The sequence below is a fragment of the Anaerovirgula multivorans genome (genome assembly GCF_900188145.1).
Lineage (GTDB): Bacteria > Bacillota > Clostridia > Peptostreptococcales > Natronincolaceae > Anaerovirgula > Anaerovirgula multivorans.
The window spans coordinates 1-23,528 of sequence record NZ_FZOJ01000041.1 but is presented as its reverse complement, the minus strand read 5'-3'; the positions used below and the strand labels follow the sequence as shown (position 1 = coordinate 23,528).

General features: G+C 36.1%; 21 protein-coding genes and 2 pseudogenes. 2 read left to right on the top strand and 21 right to left on the bottom strand.

What is annotated here, in order from left to right:
* Nucleotides 1–340: 340 nt before the first annotated feature.
* The 13 genes from CHB72_RS27915 to CHB72_RS22840 form a co-directional block, all read right to left on the bottom strand.
* Nucleotides 341–733, bottom strand: coding sequence for a helicase C-terminal domain-containing protein (locus CHB72_RS27915; protein WP_141131558.1), 393 nt, complete (start codon nucleotides 731–733; stop codon nucleotides 341–343).
* Nucleotides 624–2,345 (bottom strand): ATP-dependent DNA helicase, encoded by a 1,722-nt coding sequence (locus CHB72_RS27910; RefSeq protein ID WP_176431557.1) that lies wholly within the window; start codon nucleotides 2,343–2,345, stop codon nucleotides 624–626. Before CHB72_RS27910 ends, CHB72_RS27915 begins: the two co-directional genes overlap by 110 nt.
* Nucleotides 2,346–2,355: 10 nt before the next feature.
* Nucleotides 2,356–2,754 carry a virulence RhuM family protein gene (locus CHB72_RS22885; RefSeq protein WP_330397117.1) on the bottom strand — a complete coding sequence of 133 codons (399 nt, stop codon included), beginning with the start codon at nucleotides 2,752–2,754 and terminating at the stop codon, nucleotides 2,356–2,358.
* Nucleotides 2,755–2,931: 177 nt separating this feature from the next.
* Nucleotides 2,932–3,807 carry an AraC family transcriptional regulator gene (locus CHB72_RS22880; protein WP_089285191.1) on the bottom strand — a complete coding sequence of 292 codons (876 nt, stop codon included), beginning with the start codon at nucleotides 3,805–3,807 and terminating at the stop codon, nucleotides 2,932–2,934.
* Nucleotides 3,808–3,935: 128 nt separating this feature from the next.
* Nucleotides 3,936–7,316 (bottom strand): TrmO family methyltransferase domain-containing protein, encoded by a 3,381-nt coding sequence (locus CHB72_RS22875; protein WP_176431556.1) that lies wholly within the window; start codon nucleotides 7,314–7,316, stop codon nucleotides 3,936–3,938.
* Between the two features lie 159 nt (nucleotides 7,317–7,475).
* Nucleotides 7,476–7,709, bottom strand: a complete 234-nt coding sequence (locus tag CHB72_RS22870; RefSeq protein WP_141131554.1) for an alpha/beta fold hydrolase — start codon at nucleotides 7,707–7,709, stop codon at nucleotides 7,476–7,478.
* 155 nt (nucleotides 7,710–7,864) lie between these two features.
* Entirely contained in the window at nucleotides 7,865–8,761 is an 897-nt protein-coding gene (locus CHB72_RS22865) for a macrolide 2'-phosphotransferase (RefSeq protein WP_089285188.1), read from the bottom strand.
* A 279-nt stretch (nucleotides 8,762–9,040) separates the two neighbouring features.
* Nucleotides 9,041–9,253, bottom strand: coding sequence for a hypothetical protein (locus tag CHB72_RS27580; RefSeq protein ID WP_242975245.1), 213 nt, complete (start codon nucleotides 9,251–9,253; stop codon nucleotides 9,041–9,043).
* Nucleotides 9,240–9,776: an MFS transporter gene (locus CHB72_RS27575; protein WP_242975244.1), complete on the bottom strand. Its 537-nt coding sequence runs from the start codon at nucleotides 9,774–9,776 to the stop codon at nucleotides 9,240–9,242. Before CHB72_RS27575 ends, CHB72_RS27580 begins: the two co-directional genes overlap by 14 nt.
* Nucleotides 9,777–9,816: 40 nt before the next feature.
* A complete protein-coding gene (locus tag CHB72_RS22855) occupies nucleotides 9,817–11,280 on the bottom strand; it encodes an Msr family ABC-F type ribosomal protection protein (RefSeq protein WP_089285187.1) in 1,464 nt (487 codons plus the stop codon).
* A gap of 1,047 nt (nucleotides 11,281–12,327) precedes the next feature.
* On the bottom strand, nucleotides 12,328–13,686 hold the full coding sequence (locus tag CHB72_RS22850) for an MATE family efflux transporter (RefSeq protein WP_089285186.1): 1,359 nt from the start codon (nucleotides 13,684–13,686) through the stop codon (nucleotides 12,328–12,330).
* A gap of 3 nt (nucleotides 13,687–13,689) precedes the next feature.
* Nucleotides 13,690–14,292 (bottom strand): class I SAM-dependent methyltransferase, encoded by a 603-nt coding sequence (locus CHB72_RS22845; protein WP_089285185.1) that lies wholly within the window; start codon nucleotides 14,290–14,292, stop codon nucleotides 13,690–13,692.
* A gap of 84 nt (nucleotides 14,293–14,376) precedes the next feature.
* Nucleotides 14,377–14,790 carry an RrF2 family transcriptional regulator gene (locus CHB72_RS22840; protein WP_089285184.1) on the bottom strand — a complete coding sequence of 138 codons (414 nt, stop codon included), beginning with the start codon at nucleotides 14,788–14,790 and terminating at the stop codon, nucleotides 14,377–14,379.
* A 287-nt stretch (nucleotides 14,791–15,077) separates the two neighbouring features.
* Between CHB72_RS22840 and CHB72_RS27570 the strand changes: the two genes are divergently transcribed.
* Nucleotides 15,078–15,512, top strand: a complete 435-nt coding sequence (locus CHB72_RS27570) for a hypothetical protein (protein WP_089285183.1) — start codon at nucleotides 15,078–15,080, stop codon at nucleotides 15,510–15,512.
* A 15-nt stretch (nucleotides 15,513–15,527) separates the two neighbouring features.
* Nucleotides 15,528–15,794, top strand: a pseudogene (locus CHB72_RS27565) (tyrosine-type recombinase/integrase); the annotation flags it as partial.
* A 173-nt stretch (nucleotides 15,795–15,967) separates the two neighbouring features.
* Here CHB72_RS27565 and chrA read toward each other — a convergent pair.
* The 8 genes and pseudogenes from chrA to CHB72_RS26865 form a co-directional block, all read right to left on the bottom strand.
* Entirely contained in the window at nucleotides 15,968–17,140 is a 1,173-nt protein-coding gene (chrA, locus tag CHB72_RS22825) for a chromate efflux transporter (protein ID WP_089285181.1), read from the bottom strand.
* Between the two features lie 29 nt (nucleotides 17,141–17,169).
* The gene (locus CHB72_RS22820) at nucleotides 17,170–18,945 is read right to left on the bottom strand and encodes an ABC transporter ATP-binding protein (RefSeq protein ID WP_089285180.1); all 1,776 of its coding nucleotides are present in this window, start codon (nucleotides 18,943–18,945) and stop codon (nucleotides 17,170–17,172) included.
* Nucleotides 18,938–20,686, bottom strand: a complete 1,749-nt coding sequence (locus tag CHB72_RS22815; RefSeq protein ID WP_089285179.1) for an ABC transporter ATP-binding protein — start codon at nucleotides 20,684–20,686, stop codon at nucleotides 18,938–18,940. The genes CHB72_RS22820 and CHB72_RS22815 overlap by 8 nt, the downstream gene beginning before the upstream one ends.
* An 8-nt stretch (nucleotides 20,687–20,694) precedes the next feature.
* On the bottom strand, nucleotides 20,695–21,003 hold the full coding sequence (locus CHB72_RS22810; protein WP_089285178.1) for a PadR family transcriptional regulator: 309 nt from the start codon (nucleotides 21,001–21,003) through the stop codon (nucleotides 20,695–20,697).
* Nucleotides 21,004–21,197: 194 nt separating this feature from the next.
* Nucleotides 21,198–22,151 carry a VanZ family protein gene (locus CHB72_RS28045; protein ID WP_330397116.1) on the bottom strand — a complete coding sequence of 318 codons (954 nt, stop codon included), beginning with the start codon at nucleotides 22,149–22,151 and terminating at the stop codon, nucleotides 21,198–21,200.
* A complete protein-coding gene (locus CHB72_RS22795; protein WP_278277896.1) occupies nucleotides 22,142–22,612 on the bottom strand; it encodes a DEAD/DEAH box helicase family protein in 471 nt (156 codons plus the stop codon). The genes CHB72_RS28045 and CHB72_RS22795 overlap by 10 nt, the downstream gene beginning before the upstream one ends.
* 88 nt (nucleotides 22,613–22,700) lie before the next feature.
* Complete coding sequence (locus CHB72_RS22790; RefSeq protein WP_089285177.1) at nucleotides 22,701–23,096, bottom strand: hypothetical protein; 396 nt, start codon at nucleotides 23,094–23,096, stop codon at nucleotides 22,701–22,703.
* Between the two features lie 123 nt (nucleotides 23,097–23,219).
* Nucleotides 23,220–23,528: pseudogene (locus CHB72_RS26865) on the bottom strand (ISAs1 family transposase); the annotation flags it as partial.

Below are 23,528 nucleotides of genomic sequence, written 5' to 3'. Positions count from 1 at the left end.
ACAAAAATCAACTTCTAATAATATAGTATGTCAATTTTCTTAACTTGAACACTCAAAAGTACAATTTATATTTCAACTGTTCTTTGAGAGTTTCAAGAAGCAAATTATGAATCCATAGCATAAACGCCAATCTTATATTTCTTCTTTATATAGAGCTTGATTTTATCATACTCAATGATTGTAATCAGTTTCTTATTCTTTAGTTGATTTAGTAATGCCATTTACTCACAAAACTTTAAAATATCATCCATTTCTATGTCCTCCTTTATATGACGCCATTGATTTAGCTCAAATTTAATATAAAAAAACAAGAGTTCATCTAACCCTTGTAAACCTACAATCATTCAAAATATGTCTTGTCTTTCATCAGCCTTAAAAATTGCTTGATCTCTTGAATATCCGATGTAATACTGCATTTAGGCAATGCTGCCAAGATAGCATCGTGGTATTTACCATTTGCACCTGCTCTTGAATCCAAAATCGATATGATACCTGTATCTGTCTCGTTTCTAATCAAACGACCAGCACCTTGTTTGAGTTTAATTAGCATCTGAGGAATCAGAACTGAATTCAAGTAATCGTCAATAGAACTGTAACAAGTCTTCTCGTATTCACTGATTGGATCAGGCATTGGAAATGGTAATTTTACAATAATTAAATGAGATAAGATATCCCCCTGGAATATTAACCCCTTCCCACATACTACCTGTCGCAAACAAAACGCCTTTTCCACTTGCTCTAAATGCATTAAGCGCATCTGATCTGCCTCTTGTCATTTGAAACAGTGGAATGTCCGTTATTCTTTCATTGAGATTTTGATACACAAGCCTCAACGGCTTATCCGAAGTAAACAGGACCAGAGCATGTCCATTGGATGTTCGAATCAATCTTTCGGCCTCATCAGTAATGCTGGCAATGTACTTTGGATTATCATAATCCGGATATTCCATATTTTCAGCTACATACAGCAAGCAATTTTCTTTAAAATTGAAAGGTGTTCCTTTACTTATTTCAATAATCCGATCTTTGTGAACTTGCTTCATTCCCAATTCATTCTTTGCATAATTGAAATCTCTATCAACTGCTATGGTCTCTGATGTCAAAAGAAAGGAAATGTCGTTTGTCCATAGATCTTGCCCAAGTTCTTTACTTAAAGTAATCGGAACCGATGCTAGTGTGGTTTGACCTTTCGAAAAAGGCTCTTCAAGCCAATAAATGATATCACTACAATTAAAGATTTTCATCTGGCGAATATTTCGTTTAATATCTGCCACCAGCTTTCTATCTTTTTCTGGAAGTAATCTAAGAATTTCCTCTAAATTCACAACAACTCGATTTAAAAACACTCTAGCTCGTTGAGTGATGATGGTCTTGTATTTTTCAGTATCTTCATCTTGTCTAACTGAAGTGCCATACATCTGGTTGGCAGCATCTTTCAATTTATGTGCTTCATCTATAATGGCATGGGTGTAATCAGGAAAAAGAGCAGATAATCCTCTTTTCCTTCTTAAGACATCAGCTAAAAAATAATTGTGATTGCATATCTGAAAGTCATATCCTATCCTTTTCGCTTGCTTCATATATTTCTGATAGCGACATCTGCTTTGCTTTTTACACGTCATGCAGCTATTATTATTGACGCAAATCTTTCGCTTATCATAGTTGCTGATACCTTTAACTTCATCCAGATCAATTTCTTGGCTCTCGACCAGCTCAGTCAAAGCCAGGTATTCACTGTTCTTTTTCTTATCAGGATCAAGTGTAGATACATAATCATTCAGTCGATGATCACACAGATAATTCTCTTTTCCCTTTCTTAAGACACACGTCACAGGGCTATTGATAATACCATGTGCCATCAGCATCTTTGAAATCTCTGGAATATAATCCTTCATAACCGCTCTTTGAAGCTCAATGCTTGATGTTGAAATAATCACTGGCTTCAATGACTCTGTCTTATGAAATAACTTATAAACTATAGTCGCAACCAGATAGGCATGGGTTTTACCTAACCCAACCGGTACATCACTTAATGAGATTTTTCCATTACATAAAGTCTCATACATGTGCTTAGCTAAATTAATCTGTTCATCTCGAACGGTATATCCATACGACGGAAATACTTTCCTGAATATATGTTCAACCATTGCAGGTCCATCTTTGGGGTAATCTACATTGAAGAATGGTAGTACCATCATTTGTCCAGCAATATCCCCATGGTTTTCTTTAGTTACAGGTGATTTTTTGTAGAACAAGTATTGCTGTTTTCCATTCAAATGGTTCACTGCTCTGTAGGTATAGGTTTTACCTGTAAACTGCTGAATCAAAATACAGTCTTTTATCATCAAAACGCCTTCAGCATCGACATGTACTAATTCTTTCTTTTTTATCATCATTCATGGCGAATCCTTTTTTCAAATATTCTTTTAAAACATTACTAGCCCAAATTCTGAACTGTGTGCCTCGCAAGGATTTTACACGATAGCCCACAGAAATAATTACATCTAAATTATAATAATCAACTTGATAATCTTTTTCGTCAGAAGCAGTGTAGGCAAATTTTGCCCACACTGAACTTTTTTCAAGTTCACCTTCTCTAAAAATATTTCTTATATGTTTACCAATCACACTTCTATCTCGCTGAAATAATTCAGCCATTTGATCAATGGACAGCCAAACGGTATCATTGTCAAAAGTAGTTTCTATTTTTGTCAAACCATCTTCGGTCTGGTACATTATAATTTCAGAGTTCATATTCATACTCCTTACAGACTTTTCTTCTATTATACACGTTTCCACGTGGGTTTTGATAGAATGGTGATAATATTTTGCAGAAAAATAAGTACCCCCTCTGGGGAATATTTAAAATTTTTTCCCACTATAACCCAGTACCATTTCCACAATATCGGATTAATACTTGTTGAGCCACTCTCAAACAATCGGTATATAAATCTCTACTAGACGTTTGCCTCCCTGTTCTTCCACTTTAGGGTAATGTTCAAGAGAAAATCTGTCATCTGGTTTATGACCACTTGTCGGAAGCCATTTGCCATACATATAATACCAGGCTTTACTGTATTCACTTGGTTCTACCATAAAACTTCCAACAGCATACTGCCCTTCATGAAGATTTATAATGCCAATATCTTCACTTGCTGCAACATTTCTATCGACAGACATACAGACACTAAGCCGTAACTGATCTTCATCTGTTTCTTTCCCAAAATCATGATAGATAACGAACCATCTTGAGCTTGCTGAGATTAGACTCCTTTGATCTACCCATTGATAAAGCTTATGAAACAAATTAGAAAAAAGTTCACTGTCTCCCTTGTATGGTCCTGTATATCTGGTATAAATCAGCTTGATTCCCTGCTCTCTTCGTATTTCAATCTTCAGAGGAGCTATTATCATATTCTGATTATCTAAGTACACATTGACAAAATCAGTCTTACTTACAGTACCATTTGTTTTTCGATAACTACTACTGCAGACTCCATATTTAGATTTAAAGGCTTTTGCAAAAGAGTTTTGATTAGAAAATCCTACACTCATGGCAATGTCTATAATAGGTCGCTCTTTATCAGACAAAAGCATATGCGCTGCTTTTTCCAATCGTATCCTCTTAATGAATCCATATAAGCTTTCCCCGGTCATAAAACCATATATTCTTTGAAAATGATACTCGCTAAAACTAGCTATTTGAGACAAATGTTTTACTGTAAGAGATTCATCCAGGTGGTTTTCTATATAATCTTGCACTTTATTGATTTGTTCAACATAAGGACTCTTATTGTTTCCATTCATATGAAGTCTCCTTCACTCTTTTGATTCATCATATCATATTAAACACCACTTCATCAAAAGCGATTGTTTGATAAAAAAGCAAAAATAAGCCATGACAATGATCATGGCTTATTTTTCATACAAAGCTATCAGCTCTTTTGAAACCCCGCTTGAAGGATATGACCCCCTTGAACACCACCCCCAGGTCCAAGTTCAACAATGTAATCACATTTCTTTATCATTTTAAGGTTATGTTCTATAATAATGATTGTAGCACCTTTTTCTTTCAGTTCTTTTAGAACATCTATGACCTTTTCAACATCTTCTTCATGAAGACCAGTAGTTGGTTCATCCAGAATATACAGGATGTTTTTACACTCCTTTTTATATAACTCTTTAGCCAACTTTATTCTTTGTGCTTCACCGCCTGATAAAGTAGAAGCACTTTGACCAAGCTTAAGGTAACCTAAACCAACTTTATTAAGCATAGAAAGCTGCCTGACAATTTCCTTTTCTTCCTGAAAAACTTCTAGCAAATCGTGAATCTCAATATCAAGGATGTCTCCTATGGAAAAGTCCTTTCTTCTAATTTTCAACACCTCTTTAGAATATCTTTTTCCATGGCATTTGTTGCAAGGAACATATAAATCATCCATATAATGCATGTTCACTACCACTTCTCCAAGACCACTACATTCCCGGCATTGCCCTTTTTTAGAATTAAAGCTGAAGTATTCTTTTGACAGATTCATCTTTTTCGCCTGCTGAGTATCCGCATAGCATTGTCTTATTAAATCAAACACACCTGTATAAGTTCCCGGATTCGATCTTGAATTACTACCAATTGCTTTCTGATTCACATAGCAGACATCTTCAAAGGATTCTGTATCGATTACCTTTTGAAAAGTCCCCTTCTCTTCAACGATTCTTCCCAATGTACTCATAATGTATGGATACAGAGTCTTTGAAATAAGACTGCTTTTTCCAGAACCACTAACACCTATAACTGCTGTCATCATCCCGATTGGTATTGCAACATCAACATTTTTCAAGTTATTGGTGGTAACTCCTTTTAGTTGAATATAGGTGTCCTTTATTGCTTTGTTGTTATCCAGGGATACACTATCAATAACTTTAATAGTGTCAATGTCATCGCTACAGTCTTGTAATATAAGTTGATTTTCAATCTCTTTTCGATGATGTACAGAAACCAGTTCTCCTCCATATCGTCCTGCTTTTGGCCCCATATGAAGATGCATGTCGGCAATGGTCAAAAAGCTTTTCTTATGTTCCACTAAAATAACGGTGTTACCATGCTTCTTTAAATCCACAATAACATCCATCAAAAATCGGTAATCCTTAGGATGTAATCCTTTTGAAGGTTCATCCATGATATAAAGAATATTAGAAAGACCGGTACCAAACTGAGTTGCCAATTTTAAACGCTGAGCTTCTCCATCAGATAAGCTAGGTACACTTCTATTTAATGTTATATAGCCTAAACCTACACTTTGTATTCTTTTGAGTCTTTGATTAAGCTTTATAAAAATCATCCTTGTTTTATCCTGTTGTTCCTTGATAAGTTGCTCATAAATCCTATGGCACCATTCACGTAACCTCTCGATACTTAAGCTTACAATTTCTGGATATCTGTACCCTTGAATATTCACTAATCTACCTTCTTCAAGCAGACGTTCTCCTTTACAACGACTACAAGTCTTTTTAGACATAAATCGTGTTACCTGATCAGTACTTCTTGTAGATTTAGTATCATGAGCTAATCTCTCAATAAGATTTACAGCGCCTTCTACAGGTCTTCTGATAACCCCGCTCCTTCCCTTTGAATTTTCATAAACCAAACTAACTTCACGTCCATTTGAACCATAGAAGAATTGTTGCTTAAATTCCTCAGATAATTGGTAAAAAGGCAATTCCAGATCTACATTCATATCATCAGCTAACGCTAAAATTTCACCTCGCATCCAGTTTGCATTAGGTTTCTTCCTATGTTTTCTTAAATCACCATATAATGATGAAGCACCGTCTAATAGCGATTTCTCCGGATGCTCAACAATCTTCTCCTCATCAATACCCATCTCCACTCCCAATCCCTTACAAACGGGACACATATAATCCGGATGATTGTAACTGAAAACTTGTGGCGTTCTGTCAAACAAGATGGCACCACAGCCTTTACAAACATTGCTGTCATCAACAATTTGATGGCACGACGGACATACTCGCTTACCTATGGTAGCAAATAAAAGTTTCAAAACATCTGCAATCTTTGTTACTGATCCTACCGTAGACCTAGGATTTATCCCCAAAGTTCGTTGTTCAATGGCTATGGATGGCTGCAACCCGGTTATCTTATCTACGTACACATCAGAAAATGTATCATTCAACATCTGATTTGAGAGTACCAAATCCGTAAACTGCTTTTGACTCTCAGCAAAAATCGTATCAAAGGCTAAACTGGATTTACCACTTCCACTAACCCCGGTGATTAAGATGATGCTATTTTTCAGAATGGATACGGACACATTTTTTAAATTATGAATACGAGCGTTGTGTACATGTATCTCTTGATTATCATATTCATCTTCTATGTCAAGATTTGTCTCAAGCTCAGCACAAAAAACATCATTTTCTTCATTTGTAATCATTTCCAGTTGATGTTCTTCAGGTGGCACTACTATCTCTTTTGCTCTGTCAAAGTTTTTATATTTGGTCCAATGAGATACCCATGAAGGAAGTGTTGCTCCCTCAACTCTGTCTATTGATGGCTGGTAGAACATAATCTGGAATATTTTCGTTCCCTGAAACCCGTCAAATCCTTCGATATCAATGGTTCTATTGTAATAATCTACCTGCTGCACTCGAACAATAGTCGAACCTACAGGATTTGGTCGAACCGGTGATCTTGTTGCAAATATCCCCGTTCTAGGGGAATTATTATATGGAGGATTGCACATACGCTTTCTGCGAAAGGAGTCTTTATCAAAACGGTGAAACCACCATAACACTCTGATGTAATCGCCTTTTTTTATGAATTCTGTGAGTTCCATGTTTGGTTCCATTTCATCCAAAACATCCTTATAGAGTTGAATCATCCTTCTGTTCCCATACATGGTATACTCTCCGACTACATGATCAGCATAATTTAAACAAAACCTTTTCTTAGGTTCGTCTGCCTCCAATACAACCTCTTCAGCTGGAAAATAGGGTTTTATATCTACGAGTTGTCCTGAGACTTTTACCTTTTCCAATATTTTTAAATCCTCTGTCTTTTCTTGTGGGTGCTGTATATTAATCGCAGGTATTTTGAGTATGAGCTGTCCTGTCTTTTCACTCATTTCAAGAATTTTTGTCACATACACTTCAATCCTATCTTCCAGAAGGCAATACAGCATGCAATGGGAAAACATATCCAACTTATTCAATGCTTTTTCATATCCTTCATGCAAATTTAAAAGAAGTGCTTTTTTCTTATCATCGACAGTTAAAGTACCAATTTCCAACCACTTCATCATAATCCTCCTACTCTCCTTAATTAACTAGGTCCATTATATCAAATGGTGGTGAAAAATACTTTTCCATTCCTGCTATCCTTTGCCCAATAGACGCTTATGGTTATTTATCATCTTGACATGAAAAGACTATAGAACTATATTAACAACATCGAATAATTAGCTCTCTATACCGCTACTAAGTGCAAAAACTGATGCAGCTTCTTCGCCAGCTGCCCGAAGCACAGCCACTGCATCACGGCTTTGTTGGCTGATTTCAAAATTCTGGGGATTGTTTATTGTACTTCGAGCATTGGCACGGCGATCATATAGAATAACTTTATATTCATCTGCCAAGATATCCGCAACACACGAATAATGCCATCCATCTCCCCCAGCGGGAGAAATCATCAACAGCGGCTCCCCTTGGCCTCGTACCTCATAGTAAAGTTCATCACCTTCAGTCATTACTCGACCTATCTGTATAGTAACTTGTTTGTTCTTCATTTGCTTCACGCTCCTTTTTGTTTAATCTCTCGATTTCAAAGCAATTATACTTGTCACGTGAATTAACTATCACTTGCAAACATGTGTGCAGCTGTCTCATGCATGTCTTTCATACCTGACACTTGAGCGTATTCTGCAACAGTGATGCCACTTGTTGTTAGAAGTTCAACAATATGATCATCCATTCTTGCCCAAGTTTTACCTCCGGCATTATCATAAGCGTCGATTAACTTTTTCAGTCCATCTTTACCAAAGAGTAAATAATGGGACATGAAGTCTACAGACACATCAGCTATCCCTACTTCTGTCCAATCAATTAATCCAGTAACATGATTGTTCTTATCAATAAGGATATGACCTGGATGTAGATCTCCATGTTTTACCCCTACATGAGACGGCCAAAGAGAGTCTTCAGCTAACCATGCTTGCCAGCGGTCCCATAAATTTGGGTTGACATGATATTTTTCTTTCACACGTTCCATTCGCTGTTTCATGGAGGCTCTTAGCTCACTAGCTCCCAAAATTTCAACACCGATATTTTTTAATTCATCTTGAGGTAATGAGTGTAAATTTGCTAGAGCTTTTCCTAATGAGTAGTAATATTCAGATGGTACATTGGTTTCATCAAAACTCCATACATAACCTTGTTGTTCAACGTCAATAGTAGCAGCAGGAATACCACTTAGCTGCTTATATGCAATTAAGTCTTCTGAGCAGATAGACCAATCGGGAACTTGAAAGCTTGCATAGTTATTTATGATATCTAACGCTTTTTTCTCTTGTAGAGCATGTCTCATGGATTGTGGTCTACGTGGAATCCTTAGTATCCATTTATCGCCGTTTTGTACTTTGGCATGAGCTACTAGAAAATCAACTCCAGACTCATTAATTTTTATCGTGTCTTCTAAGATATCCAATCCCTTATTATTTGCTAATTGTTTAACTTTAAGTGTATTCATTTTCATTTCCTCCAAATATTCATTTTATTATTGTCATCTAAAGGCAGAAAAACCACCTTTCATCTTAATTAATTAACTTCAATCATTTTTTCTTGTGTCTCATAAATATGATCCTCTTCATTTTTCATACACAGCAGATATCAACCTTTGTTTTCTCTTTTTAAATATTAATATGGCCTTTGCATTTTGTAATCCTTTATTAACAAAGATATGAACACATTACAAATCACCATCATCAATAAGGCAGCCATCAATACTGTCCAATGCATTTCAACCCATTCAAGAACAAATTCCATATACTAATGCGTCAAGGGGCATGCCCCCTCTAGAAATCATACTGACCAAAGAAAATACCCGAGACATATATTCATCTGGTGTTTCTTTTTGTATATAAGTTTGCACAGGCACAGATATAAATATATTGGCAAGACTAAAAAGGCTCAGCACTCCTGCCAATAAAGCCAAGTATCCTATTGTATCATTTCCCAACACAGTTAAACTCTTCGGGAAAAGCAAAATAGAAAATATTAACATTGCCCATCACTGGTCCTAGCATAATCGATATACTCCTCATAGATGCAACGGTAGAATTGCTTTGTGTCAACTCCTCTTTATCAACAAGTTGGGGCAGCATTCCCCTTGTAGCTGGTTCAAACAAACCGTTCAATAAGGAAATCACTGCCTGAACTATTAATAATATAGAAATCCTCATGAATCCCAAATATGAGATAAGCCCCAACGCTAATATGACACCTGCACTAATAATGTCTGTTACTACCATAATCATTTTTCTATTCATCCTATCTCCAATTACTCCTGCAAAGGGATAGATGATCAGGGCTGGTAGTAGTGACAAGAAGGAAAATAATCCAATTGTAGCGGCTGAGCCTCCAACATCTATGATATATAGTGGCATAATCATCATTTGTACACTATTGCCTAAATCTGATATCATTCTACCAACTAGGAACAATACAAAATTAGTATTTAAGATTTTTTTCCTTTTTTTATTCATTACTTCACTCCTATCTTAAAACTGTAAGGGTCCCTACTTGTTATTTTATTTGTACAATTTTTTGGTTCTTAATTTCATAAATCACATTAGCAACATTATCAACTAGCCTTTTATCATGACTGATAAATATAATTGTACCAGCATATTTTTTCATCAATATCTCTAAAGCCTCTAAGCTCATCAGGTCCAAATAGTTGCTTGGTTCGTCCATTAGTAAGATATTATACTTACCTAGTAACATTTGGGCTAGCTTCAATTTGATCATCTCACCTCCGCTTAAAGTAGTTAGTTTTTTGCTAATGTCATTCTGTTTAAAACCCATTGACGCCAACCCTGAACGAATTTCAGATACGTTATAATCGCAGTTCTGCTGCATAAATTCCATGACATTTTGATTAAGATTATACTTATAAGCATTTTGAGCAAAATATCCGATTTCAGCCTTAGGGGAGATATTAATTCCCTCTTCACGGTTTAAAATCATTTCAATTAAAGTGGTTTTTCCTGTTCCATTACCACCAGTTAACGCTACTTTAGCCCCAAGTGGAATATTAAAGGATGCATCTTCAAATAACACCTTATCACCAAAACGTTTCGTTATTTCAGTTGCAATAATCGGATAGGGATTATGAAGTTGAAGTGCTGCACTCTGACGAAAATAGATCCTTTGACTATTTTCCGGCGCTTCCACATCTCCAAGGGCCTCAATCTTATGCTCAATTGATTTAGCGGCATTGTACATCTTCTTTTGTTTACTTCCAACAGATTTCTGATGTCCCAGACGTTCACCACCTTCAGAACTGTTTTTTCTAGCAGCACCTTTGGATTTTTGATCTATTTTTTGTGCCTGCTTTCGCTTCTCCTCAGCAGACTTCTCTAATCGTTCACGTTCCGCAACAAATTTTTCGTACTTTGTAGCAAGAGCTTTACGTTCTTCCTCTTTTTGACGAAGATAATCGGAATAGTTCCCCCAATACTCCGTGATCTTTCCATCCTTCAACTCCCATATCTTATCTACTACCTCATCTAGAAAATAACGGTCATGGCTAATCACTAGCAGTGCCCCTGGAAAATACTTTAACTGTCCAATTAGAAAGTCAATTCCTTCACGGTCTAAATGGCTGGTAGGTTCATCTGCAAAAATACCATGCACTTCTTCCGAGAGGGTCTGAGCTATTTTAAATCTTGTTTCTTCACCACCACTCATTTCCTCTACATCTAATTCATTAACGCCCATTTTATCCATCAGCGCAAAATCTTTGTGCTCCTGCAACATTGCATTATCTAGTTGAGGGATATAGGCAAATTCTCCCAAGCGTTTGATTTTACTTACTGACAGCGTTAATTCTCCTAAAAGCACTTTCAGTAACGTACTTTTCCCTGCTCCATTTCCTCCTACTAAACCAATTCTGTCATAACTATATAATTCTAATTTATCAATTTCTAATATATCGCGTCCTGAATATTCTACACAAATGTCTATTGCTTTTATTAATAATGCCATTTTTATTCCTCCTAATCCCATGCCTTTTATTGATCTTTTCCCAGAGAAAGTCCTGTGATTTCAACAGGAAGGATTATATGAAAATATAATACATATGTGTTCCTCCTCTTTCTTACTTTCTTTTTTTATCCAATAAAAAAAACACAGGTTGGCTACCTGTGCTTTGAATAAACGGATAATATACGACAAAATAGAAACACCTTGTAATTCTTATAGAAACAAGTTATTCTTAGATATTATATATATGGTCATTTCAAGAAAACTTTTCAATAGAATTTTTCAATAGGCAAAAAAACACTACCATTATTCTTTATACAGATACATACTTACTAAGACTTAAAAATCTGCAGCTAGACAAGCCTGCAAAAATACTCATAGTTTTAGCCCTACTGATATTATAATGGTGAAATTTCTAATTGATTATAATTCTATTTTTAGACATACAAAAAGAGGGTAGATTTGTCCCTCCTTTTTAACGTCTTATATAAATTTAATCATCGTTAATAAGGTTTTCTTAAAAATAAGCAGACCAATCCCGATTACTCTACACATAGGTAGATCCTTTAAGCACTATTCAATTAGTTACATAAAGTATAAAATCGAGATCTAAATATTCCACACATTTTTAAGCAAGCCTCCATTCATTTTAAATCATTAATATAATAACATACTTAATAGACTTTTGCAAACATAGATAATTATATGGAATTTCCATTAAAGATATTAGGTTCCTAGTTATCCTCTTTGATTAATTGCAAACATAAACTTTTGTATAAAACCCTCTTCTCCTTTTGTATACTTAACTATAGTCAGTGGTTACTATATAGTACTAACTTTTATCCAAATAATAAAAGCCGATCGAAATGTTAAATTGTCCCAATAATGTCATTTTAATTTGTCGGGCACCTTTGTTGCGTCCTTTAAATTTATAAGCCTTTAGAATATTATCTTTTAAAATCCTATCATTATTTTCTTTTTCTCTTCTCTTCTGTATAGACTCATTATTTAGTACTAGCTCATTTATTTCTCATATTAGATAATTTCTAATTAATTTGTGGCTAATATTAGCTTCTTTCTACCAAGTTGCTTCATTTCTCTCGCAAGGACTAAAATAGCTATTGTACAAGATACAAAATCTGAAACCGGTCCTGCTGCCCAAACACCTGTAAGCCCAAAGAAATTAGGCAGAATAAGAAGCATAGGTATTAGCAGTAGTACCTGTCTCAATAGACCAAGAATAGTAGCTTTTTTTGCCTCCCCGATTGCTTGAAAATAACTTGCTCCAACAATTTGAGCACCAACAAGTGGAAGCATCATTAAGAATATTCGCATACCATTGCTAGACACACCAATCAAATCTTGATCATTACTAAAAATCCGTGCAAGCGAATCTGGAAAAAACTGAACCATAATAAAAGTTAAAATACAGATAGCTGATATCGAAATCAATTCCAATTGTAGAGTTTTCTTGACACGACCAAATTTCCCAGCACCATAATTATACCCAATTATGGGTTGTGCCCCTTGAGTTATCCCCATGGCCGACATCAAGAATAGTACCATAACTGAGTTAATAACAGTCATTGCACCAATAGCAACATCACCACCGTATTCTCTGAGAGAATTATTTAAAATAATACTCACAAGAACAGCTGCAAGCTGCATAATGAATGGCGAAAACCCAATACTAAGAATGTCCTTGATAGCTGTAAAATTAAAGTTTAAGTCTTTTTTCTGAATCTTCAACTTGCTTTTTTTGCTTATAAAGTGGTTAATTACCAAAACAGAAGTAACTAGTTGAGAAATAATTGTTGCCCATGCCGCTCCTGCAATACCCATATTAAATGTAAATATGAAAATTGGATCAAGTATAATGTTTATAACTGTACCTAAAACGATGATGACCATCGCTTTGAAGGGGCTTCCTTCCGCTCTTATGATGTTAATCAAGCCCATCCCTATACCTTGAAATACTGTTCCATATAGTATTATAGTGATATATTCAGATGCATAATCAATAGTTGCTTTACTAGCTCCAAAGATGTTTAGAATTGGTATCTTGAATATCAAGCCAACAAAACTGACTATAATCATAAGGACGGTAAGTAGGGAAACGGCATTTCCAATTACTCTTTTTGCATCTTCATTTCGATTCTGACCTAGCCGCATTGAAATGATAGCAGAAGCACCAATACCTATCAGTGAACTGACTGCTGAAATTAACGCCATAAAAGGCAAACTAAGACCTATTCCCGTCATGGCAAGTGCGCCTAATCTACCGATAAAAATTCTATCAACAAGATTATAAAGGGAGTTAACTAACATACCTCCAATAGCAGGAAGCGAAAATTTAAAAAGAAGTTTTCCTACAGACATTGTGCCTAATTGTTCATTTTCTGTTTTCATTTTTTAGGCCTCCTTCTTTTTAGCTACTATGATGTATATGGACTCTTGTGTAAATTGCTTTCGTACAACATTGAATCCTGCTTTAGTTAATTCTTCTTCCAACTCAGAAGATTTTATTCGAATATTCATAGGTGGATCTTGTACAAATCTCTCATCTTTTTCATACTCTAAGCACAGAAGATGTCCACCTATCTTCAATACACCACCTATTTGATTGATTACCTCTGGCAATGGTCTCACCTCATGTAAGATAAGGGAAGCAAGCACTATATCTATACTTTCTGCCGGCAAAGGAATATTATCAATATTTCCGTGCAATAATTTAATGTTTTCTATATTCCTATCTTTTGCTTTTGCCTGAATCACCTTTAACATCCGTTGGTCTATATCCAATGCAAAGACAGTTTCATTCACCATCTTCGCTACTGGAATCGTCAAGAATCCTGAGCCGGCTCCAACATCCAAAATGCTATCGGACTTATTTATGGATAGTCTACTAAGTATCTCTTCAGGTGGGAGAAATTCTTTTCTTTGAACTCCATCTAGAAAGTCAATTTTGTTCATAAATTTCTTTGTTTGTTGAAAGTTAATTTGATTTTTTTGCATTTTAAAACCTCCATATTAATCATATATATTGCAGACTTTATTTATCTATTATTAGGATAAAAAAAGCTATAGTAATACTTCTAATTACTTCTTACAAGTATCGCCTATCATATTTTCAGCTACTACTTCATAGAGTTTTTTCTCTTTTAAATAAGTTAACATATGATTTTCAGCTGCTCTCATGACTTTTTCCAGACTACAATCACCTTGATCACTCATCTCGCAAGTAAATAATGCTCCACTTCCTTCAATAGCCTGTATAACATCAAAAAATGAAATCTCATCTTTGGGTTTCCTTAAACTATATCCTCCATTCACCCCAGGTGCAGATTGGATTAGGTCAGCTTTTACTAACTGAGTTAGTATCTTAGAAAGATAGGTTGAAGAAATATCCATATGATTAGCAATTGGTTGCAGGCTTAAGTTTTCTCTCCCATCTTGCTTTACAAAAAACGCCATGATGTGTAATGCATAGTTAGTAGCTTTTGTATATTTCATGAAAAACTCCTCCAATAGATAAATTACAGAGTGTATTTGTCTTTAATTGTATTTCATATTCATATACTTGTCAACATCTTTCTTTTAAAACACACCCAAAATCCATCAACCTTCGTTCTCCCTCAAAATAAAACAACCCCTGAAAACACCATAACCACGCTAGTTTCAAGGGTTTCTTTTCTTATTTCTTCTCTTATGTGAAGCTTCACATAATCAAGATTATCTTCATGTAGATATTAACTTCCTCAGAAAATGTGCTCTTGATGCAGAATTCGGAGGTAAATAAATTGGGTAAGAAAAATCAACTTAAAGAATTTAAATATTCAGGGATTCTGGGTAGCATTATCAAAGATTTCATCAATGAAAAGAGGGCTATTGGACTAAAGTATAACTTGCAAGCTAGAATTCTTAAGCGGTTTAATACATTTTCAAAATCCTTTGATTTAAGTGAAAAAGTCTTATCAAAAGATATTGTTGAAAAATGGCTGCAAAAAACTCCGAATGAAACTCATCAAAACCAGAAATTACGGATATGGACAATCCGGCAGTTGGGACTTTATATGCAAAGGCACGGTTACGAAGTCTATATTCCCTCAACAGATATGCTTGGCTGTACCAGAACAAACTTTGTTCCGTATATCTTTACTGAAGAAGAGCTGACAAAGTTCTTTAAACAGGCAGATTCAATAGTCTTTCAAAAACAATCGCCTAATAAACATTGAGAAAAATTAACCCGAGCTGGTATATCTTATATTTTAAACAAATATGTGCAAATGGCAAAAATCAAATCTTCTCTGATACCTGAGAAAGTTACCCCTCATGTATTAAGGCATACAAAAGCCATGCATTTGCTGCAAGCAGGAGTTAATCTGGTTTATATCAGAGACATTCTTGAACATGTGGATATTAGTACAACGGAGGTTTATGCTCGTGCTAATACCGAAATGAAAAGAATTGCTCTTGAAAAAGCCCACAATATTGAACAACCTTCAGTTCCATCATAGACAAACGACACAGACTTGCTTAATTGGCTGAAGGAATACGGCAAGATTAAAAACTAAAAATATTATGCTAAGTAATTTGGAGTCAAAGTTGCCAATTTACTATTACTTTGGCTCCCAACTTATAAAGGTTTTTTATTTTTAAGTGTTATGAAGTCATATAGTTTAATTCCAAATTACAAAATAAAGCCTGCAGCTAAAGCAGCTACCACGATTAGGGGTGCTGGTATTTTTTTCGTTATTAAAATCACAACCGTTGTAAGCATAACAATAACATTGTCAAATACAAACCCACTCTTTTGCATTAGGATGATTGCAGCAACAGTAATTAGCCCACCAGCAACCGCAGTTATACCCTTTAAAGAAACTTTTATTCCTTTAATTTTCTTTAGATTTTCCCATATTGGATATATAAAGTAAATCAAAAGAAGACCGGGTAAAAATATTGCTATTCCCCCTGTAACAGCGCCTAGCACTTGGGTTAATATACTCTCTCCACGGGCTGCCATTCCGCCTGCATATGCACTGAAGCTAAACATAGGCCCAGGTAATCCTTGTACAAGACCAAAACCAGTTAAAAACTCTTGATTTGTCATATATTGATTCACTTCTACTAACTCACTATACATTAGGGGTACTACTACTTGCCCACCTCCAATAACCAAGTAACCATACCGATAAAAACTTTCAAATAGATGAATAATTCGGTTATCCCAAATAAAAGTTAATAGAAGGCTTCCAACTGCAAAGACTCCAAAGGCAATAAGGAATTTCCAAGGTGGGCTTAATTTTACATGGTTCCAAAGATTCTTTTCCTTTGAGGTAATAATACTCACCACTCCACCTAAAATTAGAACTAACGGATAGATCCATGGTTCACGAATAAAGTAAGTGGTTATGCCTCCCAGTAGTAATAGCAATAAAGTAATCTTGTCTGTTACTACTTTTCTCCCTATGCGATAAGCTGCTACAATAATAAATCCCACAGCCATTGGACCAATATAACGAAGTCCATCCTGAGATATATTCATACTTCCTAAGAATTGGCTTAAAAACGATAATAACGTCATCAATGTAAGTACTGGTAAAGCCCACACCAACATAGTTAGAAAAGCCAACCATGGTCCTCCCATTTTATGCCCAATGGCAACAATAGTCTGAGTGCTACTTGGACCCGGTAAAATGCCTGTTAAAGCAATTAGTTCAACCAATTCCTCTTCAGTTAAATACTTTTTCTTTACAACCAATTGATCTGTAAAAACACCATAATGCGCTTCAGGTCCTCCATATGCTCCTAAAGAACAGATTAATACATCTTTAAGAAAAGTACGCCATTTGATATTTTCCAATATCTTTTCCTCCTTATTTACCTATCTTTCTAGCCGACTTTCCATCCTCGCTCTTCAAGACGTTTATAGATCGCAAACCACCCATCCATTTTGGAAAGTTCTTCCGGCGTGCCACTTTCTACGACTTTTCCTGCATCCATGATGTGTACTGTATCGGCATCAATAATTCCTGATATTCTATGACTAATCGTAATAATTGTGCGGTTTGAACTGACTTGTCGAATAGCATTCAATAGCACCTTTTCTGTTAACGCATCTAAACCAGATGTCAATTCATCCAATAAAAGGATAGGGGGATTGATGACTATCGCTCTAGCTAAGGACAGTAGCTGCATTTGTCCAAATGAAAGCTGAACTTCTCCCTCGCCTATGACTGTATCGATCCCTTTCTCCAGTTCACGAACTGTTTCACCAAGCCTTACAGTCTCTAAAGCAATCCAGGCATCTTCTCTTGTTATATCAGTGTCCTTTAATGTGATATTATCCAAGATCGATCCATTAAAAAGTTGGACATTTTGTGGCACTATACCCATGTATTTTCGTCTTTCACTAGCAGGTAGCAAAAAAGGATTGGCTCCTCCAATAGTGATCGTACCGCTAGTTGCGGGATATAGACCTGCAATCAGCGATAAAATCGTCGTCTTTCCAGATCCGGTTCTTCCTGCAATAGCAACCTTACTACCTTCCTTAATTGTAAAAGTGGCTTTATTGATGACCTTTTTACCATCTGTATATTCGAAAACCACATGATTCAGAATAATATCGCTCTTGACTGTTGGATCCATGTGTATGACGTTTTCGGTTTCATCACTATGTTTATCTTCTACTATTTCGGAAAAGAAGCCCTTAACTCGATCAATCCCGGCGAATGCCTGTTGAATAGTTTGAATCTCTGAGGCAATAGCCTCAACCGGTTCAAACATACGGACAAATAAATCAGCTATGGCTGCTAAAGTACCAATAGAAAGCCCCAAAGCAAAGGTTGTTCCATTATTTGATGCACCAACAACCAATGCAAGTGCTATAACACTGGCTCTGACAATTTGCATAATACAAGGGAACCAAGCATCGTAGATACTATTTCCATTCATAGCCAAACGGTGAGCTTCAAGCTTTTCCTCAAATCGCTTTGAAAATAAATCCTCCTTGCCAAAGGTTTTTACAATCTTAAGACCAGAGTAAACCTCTTGAATCGTTGTATTGATATCTGAGACCTTCTTTCGCACTTCTTTCTGCTTCACAAATATATTCTTTCGAAAAAAATTCGATAGGAAAAATATAATCGGTAAAGCCCCTAATGCTATCCATCCAGTTGGCTTTGAAAGTGCAAATAGTGCTACAAAAATCCCTAGAATCTTAAGGATATCTGCCATAGCACTCACAAGCCCTGCCGAGAACAAAGTGTTGACTGCATCTAGATCGGCAGTAAATTTGGAAAGTGTTTCTCCAACAGGTACCCGTAAATAATACTTCATCGGTAACTTCTGTAAATGCTCAAGCATTTGTTTTCTAATATCAAGAAGTACCCCTTGACCGATCACTGTGGCGCTGATTTCTCTGATGAAATCTAATATCCCAATGACCAACACTGCAGCCAAATAAGTGAATGCCATTTTCCATATAGCACCTTCTCCAGTTGTCAACGGGCCATCAACGATTTGTCTTAATATAAGTGACGGCCACACATTTGCAATCGCTCCAATACCCACTGTTCCAAAAAGGAGAAGAAAGAACATTGGTCTATGTTTAAAAACTGTTTTCATGGCACTTTTAAGAAAATGATGGTTTTGATTTTCTTTATTCATGTGCACTTCCCTCCTTCATGAATTTCTGGGCTTGGTAGATCTCATAATAGAGTCCACGCCTGCTCATCAATTGATTGTGTGTACCTGCTTCGAGGATAGATCCCTTTTCTAGTACTATAATCTTATCAACGTTTTCAAATGCGCTCAGGCGATGACTGGATAAGATGACGATCTGATCCTTAAAATCCTCCTTTAATCGTTTGATTACCCTTTGTTCTGTCGCAATGTCGAGTGCCGAGAAGGGGTCGTCTAACAAAAGAATGGCTGGCTTTTTGTAGATAGCTCTTGCCATTGATATACGTTGACGTTGCCCACCTGATACCTTTAGTCCTTTTTCTCCGACACCGGTCTTTAGTCCATCATCAAACCGCTCTATATCTTCTACTAAGGCTGCTGTTGTCAGGGTATCTTTCAGTTCCGGGTTTTTATACTCCAGACCGAAAATAATATTTTCTTCAATATTCATAGAAAATAGAAACTGCTCGTGTCCTGAATAACCAATCATATTGTTTCTTTGTGAATCAGCTATATCACTCAATTGTCTTGAATTAATGAGGATATCCCCTTCATATGGATATAGCCCTAACAAGGCATTGATTAATGTGGATTTACCAGAGCCGACTGCGCCTGTAATACCAACGATTTCACCAGCTTTTACTTCAAAACAAATATCTCTTAAGACCTCTTTTGAGCCATATGAAAAATCAAGGTGTGATACCTTCAATTGATCTGTATTACGTAAATCAAAAGTATCAGTGTCCGCTATTTTTTCATTCTTATCCAATATCATTTTTTCCTTAATACGTTGCCATGCTGCCTTAGCGCCATGCCAACGATTGAACACCTTTGCCGCCACCCTTGTGCGTCCTGAAAAAGCAATAAACATCACCATGTAAGCATTGAAGGTTCCTACTGTCCACATGCCTGTTCTTACATTTTCTCCGCCCATACCAATAACGATGACAACGCCAAGTCCAGCAATTAGTGCATAGACAGGCAACAGTGATTGTTGTAATAAAATCTGCTTGATATTCCACTTAACCTGCTGTTCATAGGCTTCCATGATGGTAGATTTTTCTGCCTCTTCCCTACCAAAAAGCCGCAATACGGAAATTGCAGAGAGATATCTTTGCAGTCCAGTGTGAGCAATAGATGCTGATTGTCTTGAACTCAGCGAATACCGATAAAGCACATTTCTCATCATATGTGCCAACAGCAGTGTTCCAGGAACCAAAAGGGATGCCAGCAAAGTGATCTTCCAATCCATGTACAAAAGTACTCCAAAATAGGATAGCATCAACAACCAAGTATCCCATCCCTCATTGATTGTTGACATCACTGTGTCGACCACCAAAGTAATATCACCCACTGTGCGTGACATCAAATCACCAACAGTCTCCTTTTCCAATTCAGGAAGCTTGTATCCCAGGATTCGGTCTAAAAGTGTCTGACGTAAATCACAAGCTACATGATTGAATTGATCGCGCATGTACCAACGTTTAATAAATCTTGCAAACTGAAAAAACGAAGTCACGCCGACGAAATATAGCGCAGAAAGCAATACTAATTCTGTTGTGCCTCCAGCTGCAGCATCAATTAATTTTCCTAAAAATATTGGCCCCAATACGATGACAGTGTTATAAAAAATCCCTGCTACGGATGAAACAATAAACTGAAACTTATATTTGAGCAAAAACTGGACCAGTGTTTCTTTCCCTTTAGGAGGACCGAATTTTCTCATATCCTCACCTACTCCTTCATTTCCTTGAATAGCTCATAGGCTTTTGCCCTTGCTTCCTTTAAAACTACGTCCCCATGAGATGTTGTCCTGTAGTATTTTCTAATTTTCCCTTCTACGTTTTCTTCAGAGGATACAAGAAGACCATCCTTCTCCATGCCATTCAAAATCGGATAAAGTGTACCCGCACTAATAGTGTATCCATGATGCTCAAGCTCCTCAATCATCCAAAGTCCATAAATCGGCTCCTTTTTGGCATGATGCAGAATATGGATACCGATAAACCCTAAGAACAATTTTCTTAATACTTTTTCAGACATTGATTTTCTCCTTTTTATATTGATTTTCGTTTTCGATTTTCGTTATCGTGATTCTATTTTAATATAGCATACATATTTACTGACTGTCAATACCTTGGCTATTTGATAAAATCGTTTGGTCCATTTATAATAAGATAAAAAGCCAATCAAGAGAGCATTCCTTAATTGGCTTTCAGGTCATTATAATACATTTCTTATATTTCTACATTAATCTCAACACCCAACTTAAATTGTACAGTAGCTTCATCATCAAATATCGTTATCTTCTCAATAAGCCGCCTTACAAGCTGTTCATCATATTCCTCCAGTTCGTAGGATTGTCCTTTTAAGAATTCCGTCATTTCCTCAATTCGTTGCCTTTTTCCTTCACGCTCCGCATTTTCTACTAAGGTATTTTGCTTCAGCTCCCGCAAGCGGTAAATCTCTTCCGCTGGGTTTAATCTCAATTTTATCATAACTCTTAAAATATCAATTTCTTTTAATAATTCATGAGATTCTTTTCCATCTGAATGGCTTAAAGTTTTCACCCAAAAACTTGTCAAACCTGAAAATCTAGATATATCTACCCTTAATTTTTTTAACCATTTTATACGCTCCATTGTTATTGTATCAATATATTTTGTCTTATTGATAGTTAGGCGGTGTTGTAAAGTATTATAGATTCCTAAAGATAAAGTTACTAGAACACCACCAATAGCTATTATGTTTGCCCATGACAAGCTAAATATGATTTCTTTTTCTCCCATTCTCCACACTCTACTCATACCTAAATACCCTAAAACCCCAACAGTCGCACCAGCACTATCAATAATAACATCACGAATCTCACCACTCCTGCCAGGTACAAAGGTTTGATGGAACTCATCTGATATAGCATAAAGGACACAGATTAAAAAAGCTATCATAATTCCCTTAGACCCATACACACCACTTCTCCTTAAGGCATTTAGCACTAATACACCAAGAACTAAATAGGAAAAGAAATGAGCATTTTTTCTTATCAAATGATGTAACCTTCCTATATCTAACTCAGCAGCCCTGTTAGGGGCTACCCTCTGTACAGTCTGTACCACAATTTCCGTTACATTGCCACTGAGCTCCTTCGACTGAACTGCAGGTTTGGATGAAAAGTAGAATATCAGTCCCATCCAAAGTAGAACTGATATCCATATTTTTCACTTTCTGCATAACCACTAAATTCACCAAAACGGGCAAGTGTATGATCATCTGGCGTAGCAGTAAAACCGATAATGAGATTCTTCTTTCTCTTGGTTTTAGCATAGTGGGAGTTGTTATCAAAGGGTGCTTGTAATTCATCAAAAATAGTTATCATTTCTTCATGTCGATCTCCGCTATTTGAACGATGAATTTCATCGATTAGAAATACAATACGCAGCTTAGCTAATTTTCCCATTACTTCATCATCTAACATTTCCCGCACTGAACCAAATTTTTGTAGATTTACAATCACTAGCCGTGTATCTGATGCAAGTGCTTCTAAAAATGTTTTCTTATTTCTAGCTTCAACATACATCCTATTATCAATGTTCATATTAAGCATTTTGGAATCGATTTGGCTCCTCAGTTGCAAGCGATCTACTACAATCATATAGAAACCATAGGGACGGTTCTCGCAGAGAAACTGCAGGGAGAACCCGCAGGGACGGTTCTTGTGGTTGGTTTATATCGCTTACCACCTATAATTTCATAACTATACTTCTTCCTATCCCTGTAAGCCTAGCTATTTGTCTTGTCGATAGACCTCTATTTTTTAGTTCTATTAAATGCTTATCTCTAACATCTTTATCAAGGTTTTGAATGTCTGTAGATTGATCTACATTGCATAAATCTTTAATTATTGATATCGCTTCACTATTTCTAATTTTCCTTGTTTCATAAATATCTAAGAAATCTTCATTACTATATTCTTTGTGGTATCTTATAAATTCTTCGATAGCTTTATTTGTGTTACTATTAAACATGTTTAGTAGCACGGCAAAAGCATGAATACATTTTATTCCAAAATCCTCAAAAGAGAATTTTTTAAAAATGCCATTGCAGCATTTGTATTGTGGTAGGCCTTGGTTTGTCATGAAATGTATCCCGGTAGTAGTAAGAATTGGTAATAAATATTCCGAGAATTTCCCTAAGTGTGTTTTTGTACTCGTGTTAACCAGGTAGTCCGGCTAAGGATATACCCAGTATCTTATTAGAATCTACTGTAGTTTCCCGAAGTTAATTGAAAATATATACTCAAGGTAGTCCTCATGCAGAGAAGCTATAAACCTTCTTCTCTTTAGACTTTTTTTAGGGTGCTTTTTTGCATCTTTTTTTACCATATTCAGGGTCAGTCTTTTTAATAATGCAAAATTTTGTGGAGCATTCCCTGTCCTTGTTTTATTGGCATCTTCTCTAAATGTTACATCTAGGCTCCAATGGGTACTTTCAATCCCCCAATGCAATCTTACTCCCCTAGCATAATCCTCAGCTGTATCTACACTAGCAAGGTGATATGCTCGTTCTTC

What these genes read in the sequence shown, in the direction of transcription:
- CHB72_RS27910 (WP_176431557.1), bottom strand. Translation starts at nt 2,345, where the DNA reads ATGATAAAAGACTGTATTTTGATTCAGCAGTTTACAGGTAAAACCTAT.
- CHB72_RS22885 (WP_330397117.1), bottom strand. Translation starts at nt 2,754, where the DNA reads ATGAACTCTGAAATTATAATGTACCAGACCGAAGATGGTTTGACAAAA.
- CHB72_RS22880 (WP_089285191.1), bottom strand. Translation starts at nt 3,807, where the DNA reads ATGAATGGAAACAATAAGAGTCCTTATGTTGAACAAATCAATAAAGTG.
- CHB72_RS22875 (WP_176431556.1), bottom strand. Translation starts at nt 7,316, where the DNA reads ATGAAGTGGTTGGAAATTGGTACTTTAACTGTCGATGATAAGAAAAAA.
- CHB72_RS22865 (WP_089285188.1), bottom strand. Translation starts at nt 8,761, where the DNA reads ATGAATACACTTAAAGTTAAACAATTAGCAAATAATAAGGGATTGGAT.
- CHB72_RS27575 (WP_242975244.1), bottom strand. Translation starts at nt 9,776, where the DNA reads ATGAATAAAAAAAGGAAAAAAATCTTAAATACTAATTTTGTATTGTTC.
- CHB72_RS22855 (WP_089285187.1), bottom strand. Translation starts at nt 11,280, where the DNA reads ATGGCATTATTAATAAAAGCAATAGACATTTGTGTAGAATATTCAGGA.
- CHB72_RS22850 (WP_089285186.1), bottom strand. Translation starts at nt 13,686, where the DNA reads ATGAAAACAGAAAATGAACAATTAGGCACAATGTCTGTAGGAAAACTT.
- CHB72_RS22845 (WP_089285185.1), bottom strand. Translation starts at nt 14,292, where the DNA reads ATGCAAAAAAATCAAATTAACTTTCAACAAACAAAGAAATTTATGAAC.
- CHB72_RS22840 (WP_089285184.1), bottom strand. Translation starts at nt 14,790, where the DNA reads ATGAAATATACAAAAGCTACTAACTATGCATTACACATCATGGCGTTT.
- CHB72_RS22820 (WP_089285180.1), bottom strand. Translation starts at nt 18,945, where the DNA reads ATGAATAAAGAAAATCAAAACCATCATTTTCTTAAAAGTGCCATGAAA.
- CHB72_RS22815 (WP_089285179.1), bottom strand. Translation starts at nt 20,686, where the DNA reads ATGAGAAAATTCGGTCCTCCTAAAGGGAAAGAAACACTGGTCCAGTTT.
- CHB72_RS22810 (WP_089285178.1), bottom strand. Translation starts at nt 21,003, where the DNA reads ATGTCTGAAAAAGTATTAAGAAAATTGTTCTTAGGGTTTATCGGTATC.
- CHB72_RS28045 (WP_330397116.1), bottom strand. Translation starts at nt 22,151, where the DNA reads ATGGGACTGATATTCTACTTTTCATCCAAACCTGCAGTTCAGTCGAAG.
- CHB72_RS22795 (WP_278277896.1), bottom strand. Translation starts at nt 22,612, where the DNA reads ATGATTGTAGTAGATCGCTTGCAACTGAGGAGCCAAATCGATTCCAAA.
- CHB72_RS22790 (WP_089285177.1), bottom strand. Translation starts at nt 23,096, where the DNA reads ATGACAAACCAAGGCCTACCACAATACAAATGCTGCAATGGCATTTTT.